Annotated in this window: 17 protein-coding genes; all 17 read left to right on the plus strand. The window is 49.6% G+C overall.

Annotation, left to right across the window (positions count from 1 at the left end; all coding sequences use genetic code 11):
* The first annotated feature begins 20 nt into the window (after positions 1-20).
* The 17 genes from spoVE to ACQKPA_RS18885 all read left to right on the plus strand — a co-directional run bounded on the left by spoVE (position 21) and on the right by ACQKPA_RS18885 (position 15594).
* On the plus strand, positions 21-1118 hold the full coding sequence (gene spoVE, locus ACQKPA_RS18805; protein ID WP_427494067.1) for a stage V sporulation protein E: 1098 nt from the start codon (positions 21-23) through the stop codon (positions 1116-1118).
* A gap of 5 nt (positions 1119-1123) precedes the next feature.
* Positions 1124-2233 carry an undecaprenyldiphospho-muramoylpentapeptide beta-N-acetylglucosaminyltransferase gene (murG, locus tag ACQKPA_RS18810; protein ID WP_427494068.1) on the plus strand — a complete coding sequence of 370 codons (1110 nt, stop codon included), beginning with the start codon at positions 1124-1126 and terminating at the stop codon, positions 2231-2233.
* 158 nt (positions 2234-2391) lie between these two features.
* On the plus strand, positions 2392-3297 hold the full coding sequence (murB, locus tag ACQKPA_RS18815; protein ID WP_071222988.1) for a UDP-N-acetylmuramate dehydrogenase: 906 nt from the start codon (positions 2392-2394) through the stop codon (positions 3295-3297).
* Between the two features lie 16 nt (positions 3298-3313).
* Positions 3314-4597 (plus strand): UDP-N-acetylglucosamine 1-carboxyvinyltransferase, encoded by a 1284-nt coding sequence (gene murA / locus ACQKPA_RS18820; RefSeq protein ID WP_427494069.1) that lies wholly within the window; start codon positions 3314-3316, stop codon positions 4595-4597.
* Positions 4598-4657: 60 nt separating this feature from the next.
* Positions 4658-5413, plus strand: coding sequence for a cell division protein FtsQ/DivIB (locus ACQKPA_RS18825; RefSeq protein WP_427494070.1), 756 nt, complete (start codon positions 4658-4660; stop codon positions 5411-5413).
* Positions 5414-5628: 215 nt separating this feature from the next.
* Positions 5629-6912: a cell division protein FtsA gene (ftsA, locus tag ACQKPA_RS18830; RefSeq protein WP_427494071.1), complete on the plus strand. Its 1284-nt coding sequence runs from the start codon at positions 5629-5631 to the stop codon at positions 6910-6912.
* A gap of 57 nt (positions 6913-6969) precedes the next feature.
* A complete protein-coding gene (gene ftsZ / locus ACQKPA_RS18835; protein WP_427494072.1) occupies positions 6970-8097 on the plus strand; it encodes a cell division protein FtsZ in 1128 nt (375 codons plus the stop codon).
* A 388-nt stretch (positions 8098-8485) separates the two neighbouring features.
* Positions 8486-9532, plus strand: a complete 1047-nt coding sequence (spoIIGA, locus tag ACQKPA_RS18840) for a sigma-E processing peptidase SpoIIGA (RefSeq protein ID WP_427494356.1) — start codon at positions 8486-8488, stop codon at positions 9530-9532.
* A 170-nt stretch (positions 9533-9702) separates the two neighbouring features.
* Positions 9703-10425 carry an RNA polymerase sporulation sigma factor SigE gene (gene sigE / locus ACQKPA_RS18845; protein WP_071222992.1) on the plus strand — a complete coding sequence of 241 codons (723 nt, stop codon included), beginning with the start codon at positions 9703-9705 and terminating at the stop codon, positions 10423-10425.
* Between the two features lie 77 nt (positions 10426-10502).
* Positions 10503-11285 carry an RNA polymerase sporulation sigma factor SigG gene (gene sigG, locus ACQKPA_RS18850; protein WP_427494073.1) on the plus strand — a complete coding sequence of 261 codons (783 nt, stop codon included), beginning with the start codon at positions 10503-10505 and terminating at the stop codon, positions 11283-11285.
* A 163-nt stretch (positions 11286-11448) separates the two neighbouring features.
* A complete protein-coding gene (locus ACQKPA_RS18855) occupies positions 11449-11781 on the plus strand; it encodes a YlmC/YmxH family sporulation protein (protein ID WP_427494074.1) in 333 nt (110 codons plus the stop codon).
* A gap of 70 nt (positions 11782-11851) precedes the next feature.
* Complete coding sequence (gene pgeF / locus ACQKPA_RS18860) at positions 11852-12709, plus strand: peptidoglycan editing factor PgeF (RefSeq protein WP_427494075.1); 858 nt, start codon at positions 11852-11854, stop codon at positions 12707-12709.
* Between the two features lie 8 nt (positions 12710-12717).
* Positions 12718-13407: a YggS family pyridoxal phosphate-dependent enzyme gene (locus tag ACQKPA_RS18865; protein ID WP_427494076.1), complete on the plus strand. Its 690-nt coding sequence runs from the start codon at positions 12718-12720 to the stop codon at positions 13405-13407.
* Positions 13408-13409: 2 nt separating this feature from the next.
* The gene (locus ACQKPA_RS18870) at positions 13410-13856 is read left to right on the plus strand and encodes a cell division protein SepF (RefSeq protein WP_009589651.1); all 447 of its coding nucleotides are present in this window, start codon (positions 13410-13412) and stop codon (positions 13854-13856) included.
* Between the two features lie 8 nt (positions 13857-13864).
* Positions 13865-14137, plus strand: a complete 273-nt coding sequence (locus tag ACQKPA_RS18875) for a YggT family protein (RefSeq protein WP_427494077.1) — start codon at positions 13865-13867, stop codon at positions 14135-14137.
* Between the two features lie 7 nt (positions 14138-14144).
* Positions 14145-14927: an RNA-binding protein gene (locus ACQKPA_RS18880; protein ID WP_427494078.1), complete on the plus strand. Its 783-nt coding sequence runs from the start codon at positions 14145-14147 to the stop codon at positions 14925-14927.
* Positions 14928-15099: 172 nt separating this feature from the next.
* The gene (locus ACQKPA_RS18885) at positions 15100-15594 is read left to right on the plus strand and encodes a DivIVA domain-containing protein (RefSeq protein ID WP_071222998.1); all 495 of its coding nucleotides are present in this window, start codon (positions 15100-15102) and stop codon (positions 15592-15594) included.
* Positions 15595-15665: the final 71 nt, after the last annotated feature.

Here is a 15665-nt window from a genome sequence, read left to right on the forward strand (position 1 = left end):
ATGTACGAGGTGGCCTTTCCATGAACAAGAACCGCCAGGCGCCCGATCTGTGGCTGCTTATCTGTATTTTGGCCCTGCTGGCCATCGGAATCGTCATGGTATACAGCGCAGGATCTGTCCTCGCATTTCATGACTATGGCGATAAGTTTTATTTTGTGAAGCGTCAGCTGTTTTTTGCCTGTTTGGGGCTTGCTGCCATGTACTTCACATCGAGGACCGACTTTCGGGTTTGGAAGAAATACAGCAAGCTTGCATTGCTGGTCTGCTTTTTTATGCTGATTATCGTACTTATTCCAGGCATCGGCGTTGTTCGCGGCGGAGCCAGAAGCTGGCTTGGCATCAGCTCGTTCGGGATCCAACCCTCCGAGTTTATGAAGCTGGGCATGATTTTGTTTCTATCACGCTGGCTCAGTAAGCAAGATTATGATATTACGTCTTTTACCAGGGGGCTTCTGCCGCCGCTTGGTTTAATCGGACTGGCATTCGGATTGATTATGCTGCAGCCTGATTTGGGTACGGGTGCCGTTATGCTTGGAGCTGCGATGATGATTGTTTTTACCGCAGGGGCACAGATGAAGCATCTGGGCTTTCTCGCATTAGGCGGGGTTGCCGGTTTCATTGGCTTGATTCTGACAGCCCCTTACCGGCTGAAGCGGATAACCGGGTTTCTCGATCCATGGTCCGATCCCCTTGGCGCAGGCTATCAGATCATCCAATCTCTCTATGCGATAGGGCCGGGCGGACTCGGCGGGCTCGGGCTTGGCATGAGTCGTCAGAAGTACGCTTATGTGCCTGAACCGCAGACTGATTTTATTTTTTCGATCTTGGCCGAAGAGCTTGGATTCATTGGCGGTTTGATTGTACTGCTCTTGTTCGCTGCCTTGGTGTGGCGGGGCATGAGGGTGGCCATCACGGTATCCGACGGCTTTGGAAGTCTGCTGGCTGTTGGGATCGTGGGCATGGTCGCCATACAGGTCGTTATCAATATCGGTGTCGTGATCGGTTTAATGCCGGTGACAGGGATTACGCTGCCGCTCATCAGTTACGGAGGCAGCTCACTGACGCTGATGCTGACGGCGCTGGGCATTCTATTAAATATTTCCCGTTATGCGAGGTGAAGGGTATGCGTGTCGTATTGACCGGCGGCGGAACGGGGGGGCATATTTACCCCGCCGTTGCCATTGCAAGACAATGTGAAAAGGAAGATCCGAAAACGGAGTTTTTATATATCGGAGGTAAGCGGGGTCTCGAAAGCAAGCTGGTACCCCAGGAGAAGCTGCCGTTTGAGAGCATCGATATCACGGGGTTCCGGCGCAAGCTGTCGCTGGATAACGTGAAGACGATCATGCGTTTTTTCAAAGGCGTGAAGCGATCGAAGGCCCTGCTGAAGGAATTTAAACCCGATGTCGTGATCGGTACCGGAGGTTATGTGTGCGGTCCGGTGGTTTATGCAGCGGCCAAGCTCGGTATACCGACCATGATTCATGAGCAGAATGCGATTCCGGGCCTCACCAACCAGTTCCTCAGCCGCTATGCGGATACGGTTGCGGTCAGCTTTGAGGGATCGGAGTCTTCTTTTCCTAAAGCCAAAAGAACGGTATATACAGGAAATCCACGTGCGACAACGGTATTATCCGCCAATCGTGAACGTGGATTTGCTACGCTCGGCATTCCGGTGGACAGCCAGGTCGTACTGATCGTCGGCGGAAGCCGGGGAGCCAAGGCGATCAATAACGCGATGATCGGGATGGCGCCGCTCATTCAAAAGCTGCCGGGCGTACATTTCGTGTTTGTTACGGGCGAAACTTATTTTGAGAACACGCGGGAATCCATTCTGTCCCAGCTCGGTACCATGCCGAATCAACTTCATATCGTGCCATACGTTCATAATATGCCGGAAGTACTTGCGGCTACTTCGCTGATTGTAAACCGTGCAGGAGCTTCATTCCTGGCGGAGATTACATCGCTTGGCATTCCATCCGTACTTATCCCTTCACCTAACGTCACCAATAACCATCAGGAGGCGAATGCGAGGCAATTGGAGGAAGCGGGTGCGTCCAGCATGATTCTTGAAAAGGATTTGACGGCGGAATCGCTGTTCGCAAAGCTTGAGGAGATCATGCCCAGTCGCGCTACCAGAGAGGCGATGTCCGCGGCTGCGAAAAAGCTCGGCAAACCGGATTCGGCTTCCGTCATGGTTCAAGAAATCCGCCGGTTAACCGGCAAACGCTAAATCGGCTGGGCGATTGTCACACACCTATGGAGCCTGACATAAGATACTCTATAATCGTGACACACCCATGAGGCCGGCATTACTGACAGCGGCCATCTCTTCATCCAGTTGAAGGAATGGCCTTTTGGTTTTGAAAGTCAAGGGGAGGTTTATTTAAAATGCAGCAGTGGAAATCGCTACTATCAGAGGCCAATATCGGAACAGTGTTATGGAATGAACCGCTGGCAAAATATACGACGTGGAAAATAGGCGGACCAGCCGATTGCCTGATTATACCTGAGAACAAGGAACAGCTCAGGGAACTGGTCACCCTTCTCCATGCCCATCACATACCTTGGACACAATTGGGCCGCGGTTCAAACATGTTGGTTGCCGATAAAGGCATTCGGGGAGCGGTCATCAAGCTGGGCCAGGGATTTGAGGGGCTTCATTTTGACGGAGAGACGGTAACTGCAGGCGGCAGTCTGTCTTTTGTCAAGCTCAGTGTTCTGGCCGGAAAAGAAGGATTATCCGGTCTTGAATTTGCCGGAGGCATTCCTGGATCGGTCGGAGGGGCCGTCTACATGAATGCAGGTGCCCATGGGTCTGACGTGTCACGCATATTCAAGTCCGCTGACATTGTACTGGAAACAGGGGAATTGGTTACGTATGCTGCGAAAGATATGGCGTTTGATTACCGACACTCCATTCTGCATGAACGAAAAGGGATTGTGACTGAAGCGGTATTTGGGCTCCGTCAAGGAGACCGCAAAGAAATTTCAGCTGTTATGGCCTCCTACAAGGACCGTCGCCGGCGTACACAGCCGCTCCAATCCGCAACGGCAGGCAGTGTTTTTCGCAACCCGCCCGGTGATCATGCCGCGAGGTTGATCGAGGCTGCCGGTCTTAAGGGCCTGCGGATCGGGGGCGCAGAAGTTTCTTTACAGCATGCCAATTTCATTGAGAATACCGGTCAAGCGACAGCAGAGGACGTGCTCGCTTTGATGGAACGTATAAAGGAAACCATCTCGGAAAAGAACGGAATTCATATGGTGCCTGAGGTGTACGTTCTGGGCGAGCGGTAAACTCGGAGGTGATACATTGGACAAATTGGTGATTGAGGGTGGAAGGCCCCTATCTGGAACCATTCGTATCCATGGAGCAAAAAATGCAGCTTTACCTATTCTAGCAGCTAGTCTTCTGGCAGAAGGGACTGTAAGATTAAGCAATGTCCCGCACCTGCTGGATATTGAAGTGATGCTCAGCATTCTCAGCCGTCTTGGCTCCAAATGCAAGCATGAGCTGGAGACGGTAACCGTGGATACCTCGTCTGCCAATTCGTTTCATGTCCCGGAAGATTTAATGAAGCAGATGCGATCCTCCATCTTTTTGATGGGACCTCTGCTGGCCCGTTTTGGTGAAGTGACGATCTATCAGCCCGGGGGCTGCGCGATCGGAGAACGCAAGATCGACCTCCATCTTCAGGGATTGCAGGCGCTTGGAGCGGAAATCGAGGAGTGTAACGATAAGATCCATTGCAGGGCAAGCCGGCTGGTCGGAACGGATATTCATCTGGATTTTGCCAGCGTAGGGGCAACGGAGAATATCATGATGGCAGCAGCAACAGCGCTTGGCACAACGGTGCTCACCAATGCCGCCAGAGAGCCTGAAATTCAGGACCTTCAGCATTTCCTGAACAAGATGGGAGCGAACATTATCGGCGCAGGAACGGATACCATTACGATCCATGGCGTGGAGCGTCTGGAGCCTTGCGAGTACGAGATTATACCCGACCGGATCGTAGCCGGCACCGTCATGATCGCAGCAGCCGTCACCCGCGGTAGTGTAACGCTTACAAAGACCAATCCATCTCATTTAACTTCCCTTATACATGTGCTAAAGCGCGCCGGTGTTCAAACCAGTATATGCAATGATATAATAAACATAAGCTGTATGAGCCGTCCTAAAGCGGTGGAACGTATCGTGACTTCACCGTATCCTTCGTTCCCGACTGATTTGCAATCCCAGGTTATGGTCCTGCTGTCCTTGGCGGACGGATTTAGCGTGATGAAAGAGACGGTATTCGAAGGACGGTTCAAGCACGTGGAGGAACTCTCTCGTATGGGAGCGGACATTTCCACGGATCTGAACTACGCGTTTATACGCGGTGTTCAGAGAATTTATGGAGCTACGGTGGAGGCAACCGATCTTCGGGCTGGAGCGGCGCTTGTCATTGCCGGTTTGGCCGCGCAGGGAACGACCGTGGTGGAGCAAGTTCACCATATTGATCGCGGTTATGATCGTATTGAAAACATGTTCCAAGGTTTAGGCGCTCGGATCTATCGTCAATCTCCGGTGCCAAAACCGCTTGATTTAGCCAATTGAGGTCCTGGGCTTCCCCTCCGAACAAGGAGGGGATAACAGGTCTTTATGGAGAGAGTGGATATGTCCAAGACACATATGCCTGTCCTGAAGCAGGACAAGCCTAAACCGAAAACAGCCAAAAAAATCATATGGATACTTTTGCTGCTGTTCGTAGCCCTGCTGACGATTCTGTTTTTCCGGTCGTCAGTCAGCCAAGTTACCGAGATTCATTTTACAGGCAATACGTTTAATACCAATGAGCAGCTTATCAAGCAAAGCGGACTCCACATCGGAGACCAGTACTTTGGCGTTGAGCCGAAAGATGTGCAGGAACGCCTGATGAAGCTCGGAACGATTAAGTCGGCTGAAGTGGTCAAAAACTTTCCGGGCGAAATCAGCATCGTGGTGACGGAACATCCTACGGTGGCCTACGAGCTGTCCGACAGCGGGGAACTTCAAGCCATACTGGCCAGCGGCACCTCGGTTCCGGTTACAGCGAGCGGTATTGCCGTTGAGAAGCCTATTTTGACCAATTGGGATCCGGGCGACCCCAACAAGGCTGTGCTTAGCGAAGTGCTTGCGGAGATTTCGGGCAGCCTGACCTCCGATATCTCGGAAATCATGCCGTCACCGACGCTATCTTTTCCGGATCGGATCAAGATGTATACACGTTCCAAATTCGAAGTTATCACTTCGGTCTCCTTGCTCCGTGACAAAGTAGAATATCTGAATCAGGTTACCGAAATGGAGCGGCCGGGTGTGATTACGATGCTGGAGGCAGACTCTTACGTGCCGTTTGTAGAAGAAGTTGGAGAAGACGCGGAAGAAGGGCAATAACCCCCTACTCAGGGATTGGAATAAATGATACAATTGAAAGTATTGACAACTTGTTTCGGCTCTTCTTTTTTGAATGACTTTTACGGCCTGTTATAGCAAATGTTGGCAGTAAAAAAAATGTTGAAAAAAGAGGGAAAGACCTGCGAGTGTTGAATAAGTAGAAATGTATTCTTTATAATCAAAATTAATTTGCTAAAAACAGGAGGTGCCAGGGCTTGAGCAACAATGACATCATTGTTAGTTTGGACATCGGTACATCCAAAGTTCGTGCTATTATTGGGGAAGTTAATAATGGAACCTTTAATATTATTGGAGTTGGATCTGCCGACTCGGAGGGAATTCGCAAAGGTGCAATTGTAGATATCGACCAGACCGTACAATCCATTCGCAGCGCTGTTGATCATGCGGAGCGTATGGTCGGTATTCAAATATCCGAAGTATATGTCGGCATTTCTGGAAATCATATCGGACTTCAATCCAGCCATGGAGTTGTGGCAGTATCGAACGAGGATCGCGAAATTGGTGAAGAGGACATCGACCGCGTGCTGAAAGCAGCGGAAGTCGTGGCGCTTCCTCCGGATCGTGAAATTATCGATGTGGTTGCTAAACAGTTTGTAGTTGACGGTTTGGAAGGAATCTCAGATCCGCGAGGAATGATCGGCGTAAGACTAGAAGTCGAAGCGACGATTATTACTGGCGCCAAAACGGCAATACATAACCTGTTACGTTGTGTGGAGAAATCAGGTCTGAAAGTGAAGGATCTGGTGCTGATTCCGCTTGGTGCCGGACAGCTGGCCTTGTCCAAGGATGAGAAAACGATGGGTTCGGTGCTAGTTGACGTCGGGGCGGGCTCAACCACGTTGGCTGTGTTCGAGGGAGGCAGCATTGCCGCTACTTCGACGCTTCCGGTTGGTGGAGATTTCGTTACGAATGACATTGCATATGGCCTGCGAACGCTGACGGATCAAGCAGAGAAGGTTAAACTGAAGTACGGGTGCGCGCTGATCGAGAGTGCCGCACAAGAAGTAACGTTTAAGGTAACAAGAATTGGAAGCAATGTGGACAAGGAGTTCACTCAGGAAGATCTGGCAGCTATCATAGAACCTCGCGTTCAGGAAATTTTCCAATTGGTGCGCCAAGAAATTAAACGCTTGGGTTACAGCGAGCTTCCTGGTGGTTATATACTTACTGGGGGCACTATGTCCATGCCTGGTGTGCTGCAGGTGGCACAAAATGAGCTGGCGACTTCCGTACGGATTGCGGTTCCCGATTTCATCGGTGTTCGTGATCCGGGATACTGCAGCGGAGTCGGCATCCTCCATAATGCAATCCGGAACGTACGTGTACGCAATACAGGAGGAAGCAACAACAGCAGCGGAAATAGCAAGAAACCGGTGAACCGCGCTAAGCAGCAAAGTCCTGTCGCAGCAACTCAGGAGACCAGCCAGAAGCCGGGATTTATTGAACGCCTGAAAAAGATGTTCAGCGAGTTTATATAGCGGATTCATTCGACTGTGGACGTGCCATCCACGCACATTGAGGGGGAGATGGATTAGATGTTGGAATTTGATTTTGAAATGGAGAGCTTAGCTCAAATAAAAGTAATCGGAGTAGGTGGCGGCGGAAGCAACGCTGTTAACCGAATGATTGAAAATGGTGTGCAGGGTGTTGAATTCATTACGGTTAATACGGATGCTCAGGCACTCCATCTTGCAAAATCCGAACATAAACTGCAAATCGGGGACAAGCTCACTCGCGGTCTTGGTGCCGGCGCCAATCCGGACGTAGGCAAGAAGGCTGCGGAAGAATCCCGGGATTTGATCATGAACACCCTGAAGGGTGCTGATATGGTATTCGTTACAGCCGGTATGGGTGGTGGAACCGGAACGGGTGCTGCTCCTGTCATTGCTGAAATCGCCAAGGAATGCGGCGCACTGACCGTAGGCGTGGTAACTCGACCATTTACCTTTGAAGGACGCAAGCGCTCTTCTCAGGCAGAGCTAGGCATTGAAGCACTGAAAGAGAAGGTTGATACGCTGATTGTCATCCCGAATGATCGACTTCTCGAAATTGTCGACAAGAAGACACCGATGCTTGAAGCCTTCCGTGAAGCGGATAATGTACTTCGCCAGGCAGTCCAAGGCATCTCTGATCTGATTGCTGTACCGGGTCTGATCAACCTTGACTTTGCCGACGTGAAAACGATCATGACAGAACGCGGCTCAGCCCTGATGGGTATTGGACTGGCTACTGGTGAGAACCGTGCCTCCGAGGCTGCCCGCAAGGCCATCATGAGCCCGCTGCTTGAAACCTCTATCGAAGGTGCGCGCGGTGTGATCATGAACATTACGGGAGGAACCAATCTTTCCTTGTATGAAGTGAATGAAGCGGCCGAGATCGTAACTTCAGCTTCCGATCCGGAAGTGAACATGATCTTCGGTGCGATTATTGAGGAAAACATGAAGGATGAAATCAAAGTAACGGTTATCGCTACAGGCTTTGAAGGCAAGCCTGCTCCAATCCCTCCTGGACGTCGTCCTGTGCCTCAAGGGGAACAGCAGCAACAACAGCAGTCGGCAACGGACAAGAGTAATGTGAATCTGAAGCCGTTTGGCAATCAGAACAGCAATGATCAGCTTGATATTCCTACTTTCCTCCGCAATCGTTCCCGCAATAATGATTAATAACGGTAAGCCTGTGCTTCGTCATCATGATGAAGACAGGCTTATTTTTGTATCGAAACTTCGTCATCTTCCTTTTATCTCATTTACAAAACCAACACCTGATGCTGTCACACTTTCACGAATAAGAGCCCAATGAGTAATTACTGTGGAATTAAAGGATATTCCCCGAGCTTTCCTTCCAAGATAGAGATCGCTGATTAAGCCAAGAGTCTGCTTTTGGTTCGGGTCTTTTAAAAACTGCCCTTCATCGACAAAAAAAGTCTGTAATCCGCCCACAGGTTTAGACAGACTTTGAATTCTATTCTTCTTATACTAGTAACATCTCCCGTTGCCCAGAAAAAAACAGAAGGATAACCGAAGTGATTCTTCGACTAGGCAGGTGAACAACCTGGTTGTTTATATTGATCTCATATTTTTGGCAAACCTCGTCATTGACGGCATGTTGCTGGCTTTGACCGCCTGGATGCGCAGGGTCAAGCCAAGGTGGTGGAGACTTGTATTATCCTCTGTGGTAGGCGCACTGTATGTCGTCATGATGTTTGTCCCGCAACTCTCATTTTTGTTTACTTTTCTCATCAAATTTGGACTTTCGTTGATCATGTTATGGATTGCTTTCGGCTTTGCAAGCTTACAGAGTTATCTGCGAAATTTGGGAGCATTTTATATGGTGAATTTTGCGGCGGCCGGAGGCATTATCGGTGTTCATTACTTGGTCCAAAATTCGGGGGAACTGTTTAGCGGGATATGGTATACGACATCGGGAGGGCTATCGTTTGAATTGAAGGTGGGATTCTGGTTTGCGTGCATTACCTTTTTTGTAGTTGTATTCGCATTTAAAGCCGTTCAGACCACGAAACGTAAAACCGAGAACCGGGAGGCCTTATTGGGAGAGGTGTCGGTATGGATCGGCAGCGCCAAAATATCCTGTGTGGGGCTGCTCGATACAGGTAACCAATTGAGTGATCCCTTAACCCGCACGCCGGTTATGGTGATGGAAGCAGCACTGTGGGAAGCCCACCTGCCCCAGGGATGGAGCAAACAGTTGATGGAGGGGGAACCGGACAAATTAATCATGGGGCTGGCGGCAGAGGAATTTGAATGGCAAGACCGTCTGCGGCTTGTTCCCTATCGCGGTGTCAACCGGGGGGCTGCTTTCATGCTTGCGTTAAAGCCCGACATGGTACGGATCGAACTGGGAGGATTTGAATATTCGGCATCCAAGGTGTTAATTGGTCTTGATGGCGGGACGCTCTCGGGTGACAGGGCATACAGGGCCATTATCCATCCGGCATTAACGGAAGGAGAAGGTACGCCGAAGATGAATGCCAATTCAAACAAGCCGGTGTCCGATGGAAGCTGCAAATCCGAGGTGGACGCTTCATCGCTCAATGGGGGAACCGGTCCGGAATCAGGTGCAGCCAAGAACGCAGGATGAGAACCATGATGCCATTTTCATAGTGTTCGAGTTTGCCATCCATACGGCGGACTCATGGATAAGTCTTTGAAAACCTTTATGACATTTCCAGTACATGCCGGACTAGAAGAATTGAAATTACGTTTATGAAGCCAGTTATCCCTACGGGAAAACGTTTAGGAGGATAAGAGATGCCCGTTAAATGGAGATTAGCATTGCAGCTGCAGTATTATCGCGTACTTTTTTTGCTAGGCCTGAAGAGTCAGGAAATCTACTATATCGGAGGAAGCGAGGCGCTCCCGCCGCCGCTTACGAAAGAGGAAGAGGAGTTCTTGCTCAAGAAGCTGCCTACCGGGGATGCAGCCACCCGTGCCATGCTTATCGAACGTAACCTGCGTTTGGTCGTTTACATTGCCCGCAAATTCGAGAACACCGGCATTAACATCGAGGATTTGGTTTCCATTGGTGCGATCGGTTTGATTAAGGCGGTGAATACGTTTGACCCGGAGAAAAAAATCAAGCTGGCTACATACGCCTCGCGCTGTATTGAGAACGAAATTTTGATGTATTTGCGCCGGAATAACAAAACGCGCAGCGAGGTTTCTTTTGACGAACCGCTGAATATCGATTGGGACGGCAATGAATTGCTCTTGTCCGACGTGTTGGGTACTGAGAATGACACCATCTACCGTAATATCGAGGAGCAGGTCGACCGGAAGCTGCTGCAAAAAGCGCTGGATAAATTAAGCGACCGGGAACGCATGATTATGGAGCTTCGTTTTGGTCTTCAGGACGGTGAGGAAAAGACGCAAAAAGACGTGGCAGATCTGCTTGGAATCTCGCAATCCTACATTTCCCGATTGGAGAAGAGAATTATAAAGAGGCTCCGCAAAGAATTCAACAAGATGGTGTAACTGGAAATCGTAAGGAATAAAATAGCCCCCCTCGGAGATAATGTACAGTAATGTTTCTCCTTGGGAGGTTAGTCATCATGACGCGAAACAAAGTTGAAATTTGTGGTGTGGATACGTCAAAACTGCCTGTTCTGACGAATGTGGAAATGAGGGAACTGTTTCATAATCTGCAGCAGAACAATGAACGATCGGCTCGAGAAAAACTGGTGAACGGCAACCTGAGACTGGTGCTCAGCGTCATCCAAAGGTTTAACAATCGGGGAGAGTTTGTTGATGATCTGTTTCAGGTGGGCTGCATCGGATTGATGAAAGCCATCGACAATTTTGATTTATCGCAAAATGTTAAATTTTCCACTTATGCCGTACCGATGATTATCGGAGAAATACGTCGATACTTAAGGGACAATAACCCGATTCGCGTCTCCCGATCACTGCGTGATATTGCTTACAAAGCACTTCAGGTCAGGGATCAGCTGACAAATGCGAACTCGCGTGAACCGACGATTTATGAAATTTCCGAAGCGCTGAACGTGCCCAAGGAAGACGTTGTTTTTGCACTAGATGCTATTCAAGATCCCGTTTCGCTGTTTGAGCCGATTTATCATGACGGTGGCGATCCGATATATGTGATGGATCAAATCAGTGATGATAAGAACAAAGATGTGTCCTGGATTGAGGAAATTGCACTCCGGGAAGCGATGCACAAGCTCGGACAACGCGAGAAAATGATTTTATCCATGCGGTTTTATGAAGGCAAGACCCAGATGGAAGTTGCGGATGAAATCGGCATCTCCCAAGCTCAAGTGTCCCGCCTGGAGAAGTCAGCGATCAAGCAGATGCAGAAGCACGTCAAAACGTAAGAAGACCAGCAATCAATCGAACAGATAACGATCCCGTTTATGGGATCGTTTTTTTAATTTTAGATAAGCTATTTTACCTAAGCGGCTCATATATTGAACAGAGGGATATGGATTGAAGATGGATGGACGGCTAACCTTCAAATACATCTAAGGTGTGATGCTCATGATACCTGATAATCAAATGGTGGGGAAAAAGATGAAAATTTCCGATTTTCAAACGAAGGATGTTATCAATATCATTGATGGCAAGCGGCTCGGACAGATCAGCGATCTGGAGCTGGACTTGCGGCAGGGCCGGATCGAAGCGATTGTGGTGCCAAGTTACGGTAAATTTATGGGGCTGTTCGGCGGCGGGAGCGACCTGATCATTCCGTGGCGAAATATCGTCAAGATTGGCTCGGATGTCGTCCTTGTCAAAATGGAGGAATTGCGAAGAACGCCCGATGAGCAGGAATCGGTGGAATACCTGGACCGGCCGGACCGGCGATCCTTCTGAACAGACGGAACCGGTTAATGTGTCTCCGGCGTGGGTTTTCTGTTACACTGGTCATAGAGGTGGGATGCGCATGGAACCGTTTGTTAGGCAAGATCAGCAGACACCGAGTCTGTTTGTGCTCGAAAAATGGAGTGGGGGATCTGGAAGCGCCGCACTCACGGCCGGTTTCACAGGCCGGCAAGGCGGCGTAAGCCGAGCCCCCTATGATAGTTTGAATTTAGCCTTTCATGTCGGAGACGAGCCGGGTGACATTGTAGAGAACCGGAAACGAACCGCTGCGGCATTGGGTTTTTCTCTGGAAGATTGGACTTGCGGTGAACAGGTCCATGATGTTCAGATTGGCGTGGTTCATGATAAGGACAGGGGCAGAGGGAGTTTGGATCGAGCCTCGGCTTTTCAAAATACGGATGGACTTGTAACCAATGTTCCCGGCGTTTTATTGACGTCCTTCTACGCGGACTGCGTGCCGCTTTATTTTTGGGATCCGGTTACGGGTGCTGTCGGTTTGGCACACGCTGGCTGGAAGGGGACCGTGGGAAGCATCGCCGAGAAAATGGTCAACAGGATGGTTGTGGAATACGGAAGTTTGCCTCAGCACATTCACGCTGCGATTGGTCCATCCATAAGCGAGTGCTGTTACGAGGTGGATGATCGGGTCATGGATCGTGTCCGCGATATCGGAATCGAGGGATTCACATCCGAGAAAGTTACAAATTCAGCTTTTTATATCGACAAGGGACACGGGAAATACATGCTGAACTTGAAAGAAATAAACAGACACATTATGATTAAAGCAGGAATATTGGCGGAACATATCGAATGTACATCATGGTGTACAAGCTGCAATCATGATCTGTTCTTCTCTTATCGCAAAGATGGAGGAACTACGGGTCGGATGGCGAGCTGGATCGGGATGAGAAAGAGGTGAGTCGTCCCTTGAGTTTGAAGGAACGTATCGATCAAGTGGAACAGCGAATAACGGAGGCTTGCGCAAGAAGCGGCAGGGACCGGAGTGACGTGAATATGATTGCGGTCACGAAATATGTCTCCTTGGATATGACAGCTTCGGTACTGGATCACGGACTTTTGCATATCGGCGAGAACCGCTGGCAGGATGCCCAGGCGAAGTGGAATGCACTCGGCAACCGCGGCACATGGCATTTCATCGGCCATCTTCAGACCAATAAGGTCCGGGATGTCATTGATAAATTTCAATATATTCATTCGCTCGACCGCTTGTCTCTGGCCCATGAGCTGGAGAAGAGGGCTGCTGCGCTGAATCTGCAGGTATCCGCCTTGATGCAGGTCAACATCTCGGGCGAGGAATCCAAGTACGGTTTGCCTCCCGAGCAAGCAGCCGAGTTTTTGAAGGAAATCAACAGTCTTTCACACGTAAAGGTGACCGGACTCATGACCATGGCTCCATACGAATCGTCGGCGGAGCAGACGCGTCCTGTATTTCGTGGTTTAAGACAACTAAGAGATGAGCTGAACAAGCAGGCGCTTACGGCGGAGCCATTGAGCGAATTGTCCATGGGCATGTCCAATGACTTTGAAGTAGCCATAGAGGAAGGGGCGACCTGGGTGCGTCTCGGCTCGATTTTAGTAGGGAAAGAGGAGGATTGACGATGGGCGTGATGAACCGGTTTATGAATTTCTTGGGACTGCAAGAGGAAGAAGAGGTTGTGGAACGCGAGGTCCTGGCCTCGCAGGAAGAGCCGGTGGAGGCAACGCCGTTTGATCATCGAAAGAACCAAAAGAGCGGCAATATCGTTAGCATTCATTCACAGAAGAACGTGAAGGTTGTATTAGTGGAGCCTCGTTCATATGATGAAGCACAGGAGATTGCAGATCATCTGCGGTCATTCCGAACGGTTGTGGTCAACCTGCAGCGTGTGAGGAATGATCAGGCGCTGCGCATTATCGATTTTCTTAGCGGTACCGTTTATGCGCTTAGCGGCGGAATCTCGAAGGTGGGCGGGAACATCTTTCTATGCACGCCGGACACCGTGGAGATCCAAGGTTCGATCTCGGAGATTCTAGCAGACGAGCATGAATATAACAGAATGAGGTGATTTAGGCTTTGACCTACGAAATTATTAGCGTTGTTACCACGCTATTCCGTATTTACTTCTACATGATTTTAGTTTATGTTTTGATGTCATGGCTTCCGAATGTGAGGGAAAGCTTTGTCGGGGAGCTGCTTGGCAAGCTGGTAGAGCCGTATCTAGCACCATTTCGCCGGTTTATCCCACCGATTATGGGCATGATCGACATTTCACCAATTGTAGCATTGTTTGTGCTCCAGTTAGCGGAGCAAGGCGTATACGCGATTCTCGGCTATCTTCTGGGGTGAATGAGCGATGAAACTGGACATCTACGATCATTTTCACAAGGATGAACGAGAGTTTGTGGACCGGGCTTGGGAGTGGGTTGTCAATGCCGGACAATATCATGAAGCGAAACTGACGGATTTTCTGGATCCTCGCCAGCGATTCATTCTGGAATCGCTCGTGAATCGTCATCCGGATGTGCATGCCATGTTTGATGGTGGACATGCTGATGCAGAACGTGTCCGGGCGTTGATCGCTCCGGATTACCGAGCGCTTGAAGGCGAGGATTTCAAAATGAAGGTGCTCAGCATTTCTTCCGGAGATCAGAAGTTTCTGGAGCTGGAGCATGGCGACTACATGGGTTCGATTTTGGGTCTTGGCATTAAGAGATCGAAGATTGGTGACATCCATGTACTCGCGGACGGCTGCCATGCGGTCGTTGCAGACGACATCAGCGCGTTTCTCCATCTGAATCTCAGCCAGGTCCACCGGGTGCATGTGATGACGGAACTGCTGCCGCTGGACAAGCTTGAGGTTGCCCGCACGAATTTTGAAACGATGGATATTACGGTATCTTCCATGAGACTGGACGGAATCGCCAGCGATGCATATCGAATCAGCCGTACGAAAATCGTGGTGCCGATCAAGGCTGGCCGATGCCGCGTGAATTGGAAAGTGGAAGAGGACCCCTCAACGAATTTAAAAGAAGGCGATGTCGTTTCCATCCAAGGCTTTGGACGGTTTAAAGTTTTGGAGACAGGAAGCCTGACGAAAAAAGGGCGGTACCGTATCAAGGTTGGGAAATATGCCTGACCTTTGAAGGAATTGCCGTTTTTTTGTCGAATGAGTACAAAGTGTCATTCAAAATAACAATGGATTTACCGATAAATCGTAAATGACCGCTATTGTCTTCACGGACGGGTGGTTTGGCTATCACAGCGGATGAACCGTCCTGTAAGGCCCATATATTTAGGAGGTGCACACCATGCCATTGACGCCGCTTGATATACATAACAAGGAATTTGCTCGTCGAATTCGGGGTTATGATGAGGACGAGGTCAACGAGTTTTTGGATCAGATTATCAAGGATTATGAAAGTGTGATCCGGGAGAACAAAGAGTTGGGCAACCAGCTGATTGCGATGCAAGAAAGACTGGATCATTTTTCGAATATTGAGGAAACCTTGTCTAAGACCATCATTGTCGCTCAGGAGGCGGCGGATGAGCTGAAGAACAACGCGAAGAAGGAAGCTCAGCTGATCATAAAGGAATCCGAGAAGAATGCGGACCGGATCATTAATGATGCGCTCGGTAAATCCCGCAAAATCGCGCTTGAGGTTGAAGAGCTGAAGAAGCAGGCTTCCATCTACCGCACTCGCTTCCGTTCCCTGGTTGAGGCGCAGCTGGAGCTGTTGAAACAAGAAGGCTGGGAGACACTCGAGAACCGGGAACCGAGTCTTGAACCAAAAGAAGTATACTAGGCGGGTATCCGGTTGACTTTTTCCGCGAAAAAGTCTATAACTAATAACATATTGTTGATTCATACAACCAT

The sequence above is a fragment of the Paenibacillus sp. NPDC093718 genome (genome assembly GCF_050279985.1).
Taxonomy (GTDB): Bacteria; Bacillota; Bacilli; order Paenibacillales; family Paenibacillaceae; genus Paenibacillus_AQ.

Coding starts and splice junctions, on each gene's coding strand:
- ACQKPA_RS18855 (WP_427494074.1), top strand. CDS start 11,449: ATGATACCTGATAATCAAATGGTGGGGAAAAAGATGAAAATTTCCGAT.
- ACQKPA_RS18825 (WP_427494070.1), top strand. CDS start 4,658: ATGTCCAAGACACATATGCCTGTCCTGAAGCAGGACAAGCCTAAACCG.
- sigG (WP_427494073.1), top strand. CDS start 10,503: ATGACGCGAAACAAAGTTGAAATTTGTGGTGTGGATACGTCAAAACTG.
- ftsZ (WP_427494072.1), top strand. CDS start 6,970: ATGTTGGAATTTGATTTTGAAATGGAGAGCTTAGCTCAAATAAAAGTA.
- murG (WP_427494068.1), top strand. CDS start 1,124: ATGCGTGTCGTATTGACCGGCGGCGGAACGGGGGGGCATATTTACCCC.
- ACQKPA_RS18885 (WP_071222998.1), top strand. CDS start 15,100: ATGCCATTGACGCCGCTTGATATACATAACAAGGAATTTGCTCGTCGA.
- spoVE (WP_427494067.1), top strand. CDS start 21: ATGAACAAGAACCGCCAGGCGCCCGATCTGTGGCTGCTTATCTGTATT.
- ACQKPA_RS18870 (WP_009589651.1), top strand. CDS start 13,410: ATGGGCGTGATGAACCGGTTTATGAATTTCTTGGGACTGCAAGAGGAA.
- sigE (WP_071222992.1), top strand. CDS start 9,703: ATGCCCGTTAAATGGAGATTAGCATTGCAGCTGCAGTATTATCGCGTA.
- ACQKPA_RS18880 (WP_427494078.1), top strand. CDS start 14,145: ATGAAACTGGACATCTACGATCATTTTCACAAGGATGAACGAGAGTTT.
- pgeF (WP_427494075.1), top strand. CDS start 11,852: ATGGAACCGTTTGTTAGGCAAGATCAGCAGACACCGAGTCTGTTTGTG.
- murB (WP_071222988.1), top strand. CDS start 2,392: ATGCAGCAGTGGAAATCGCTACTATCAGAGGCCAATATCGGAACAGTG.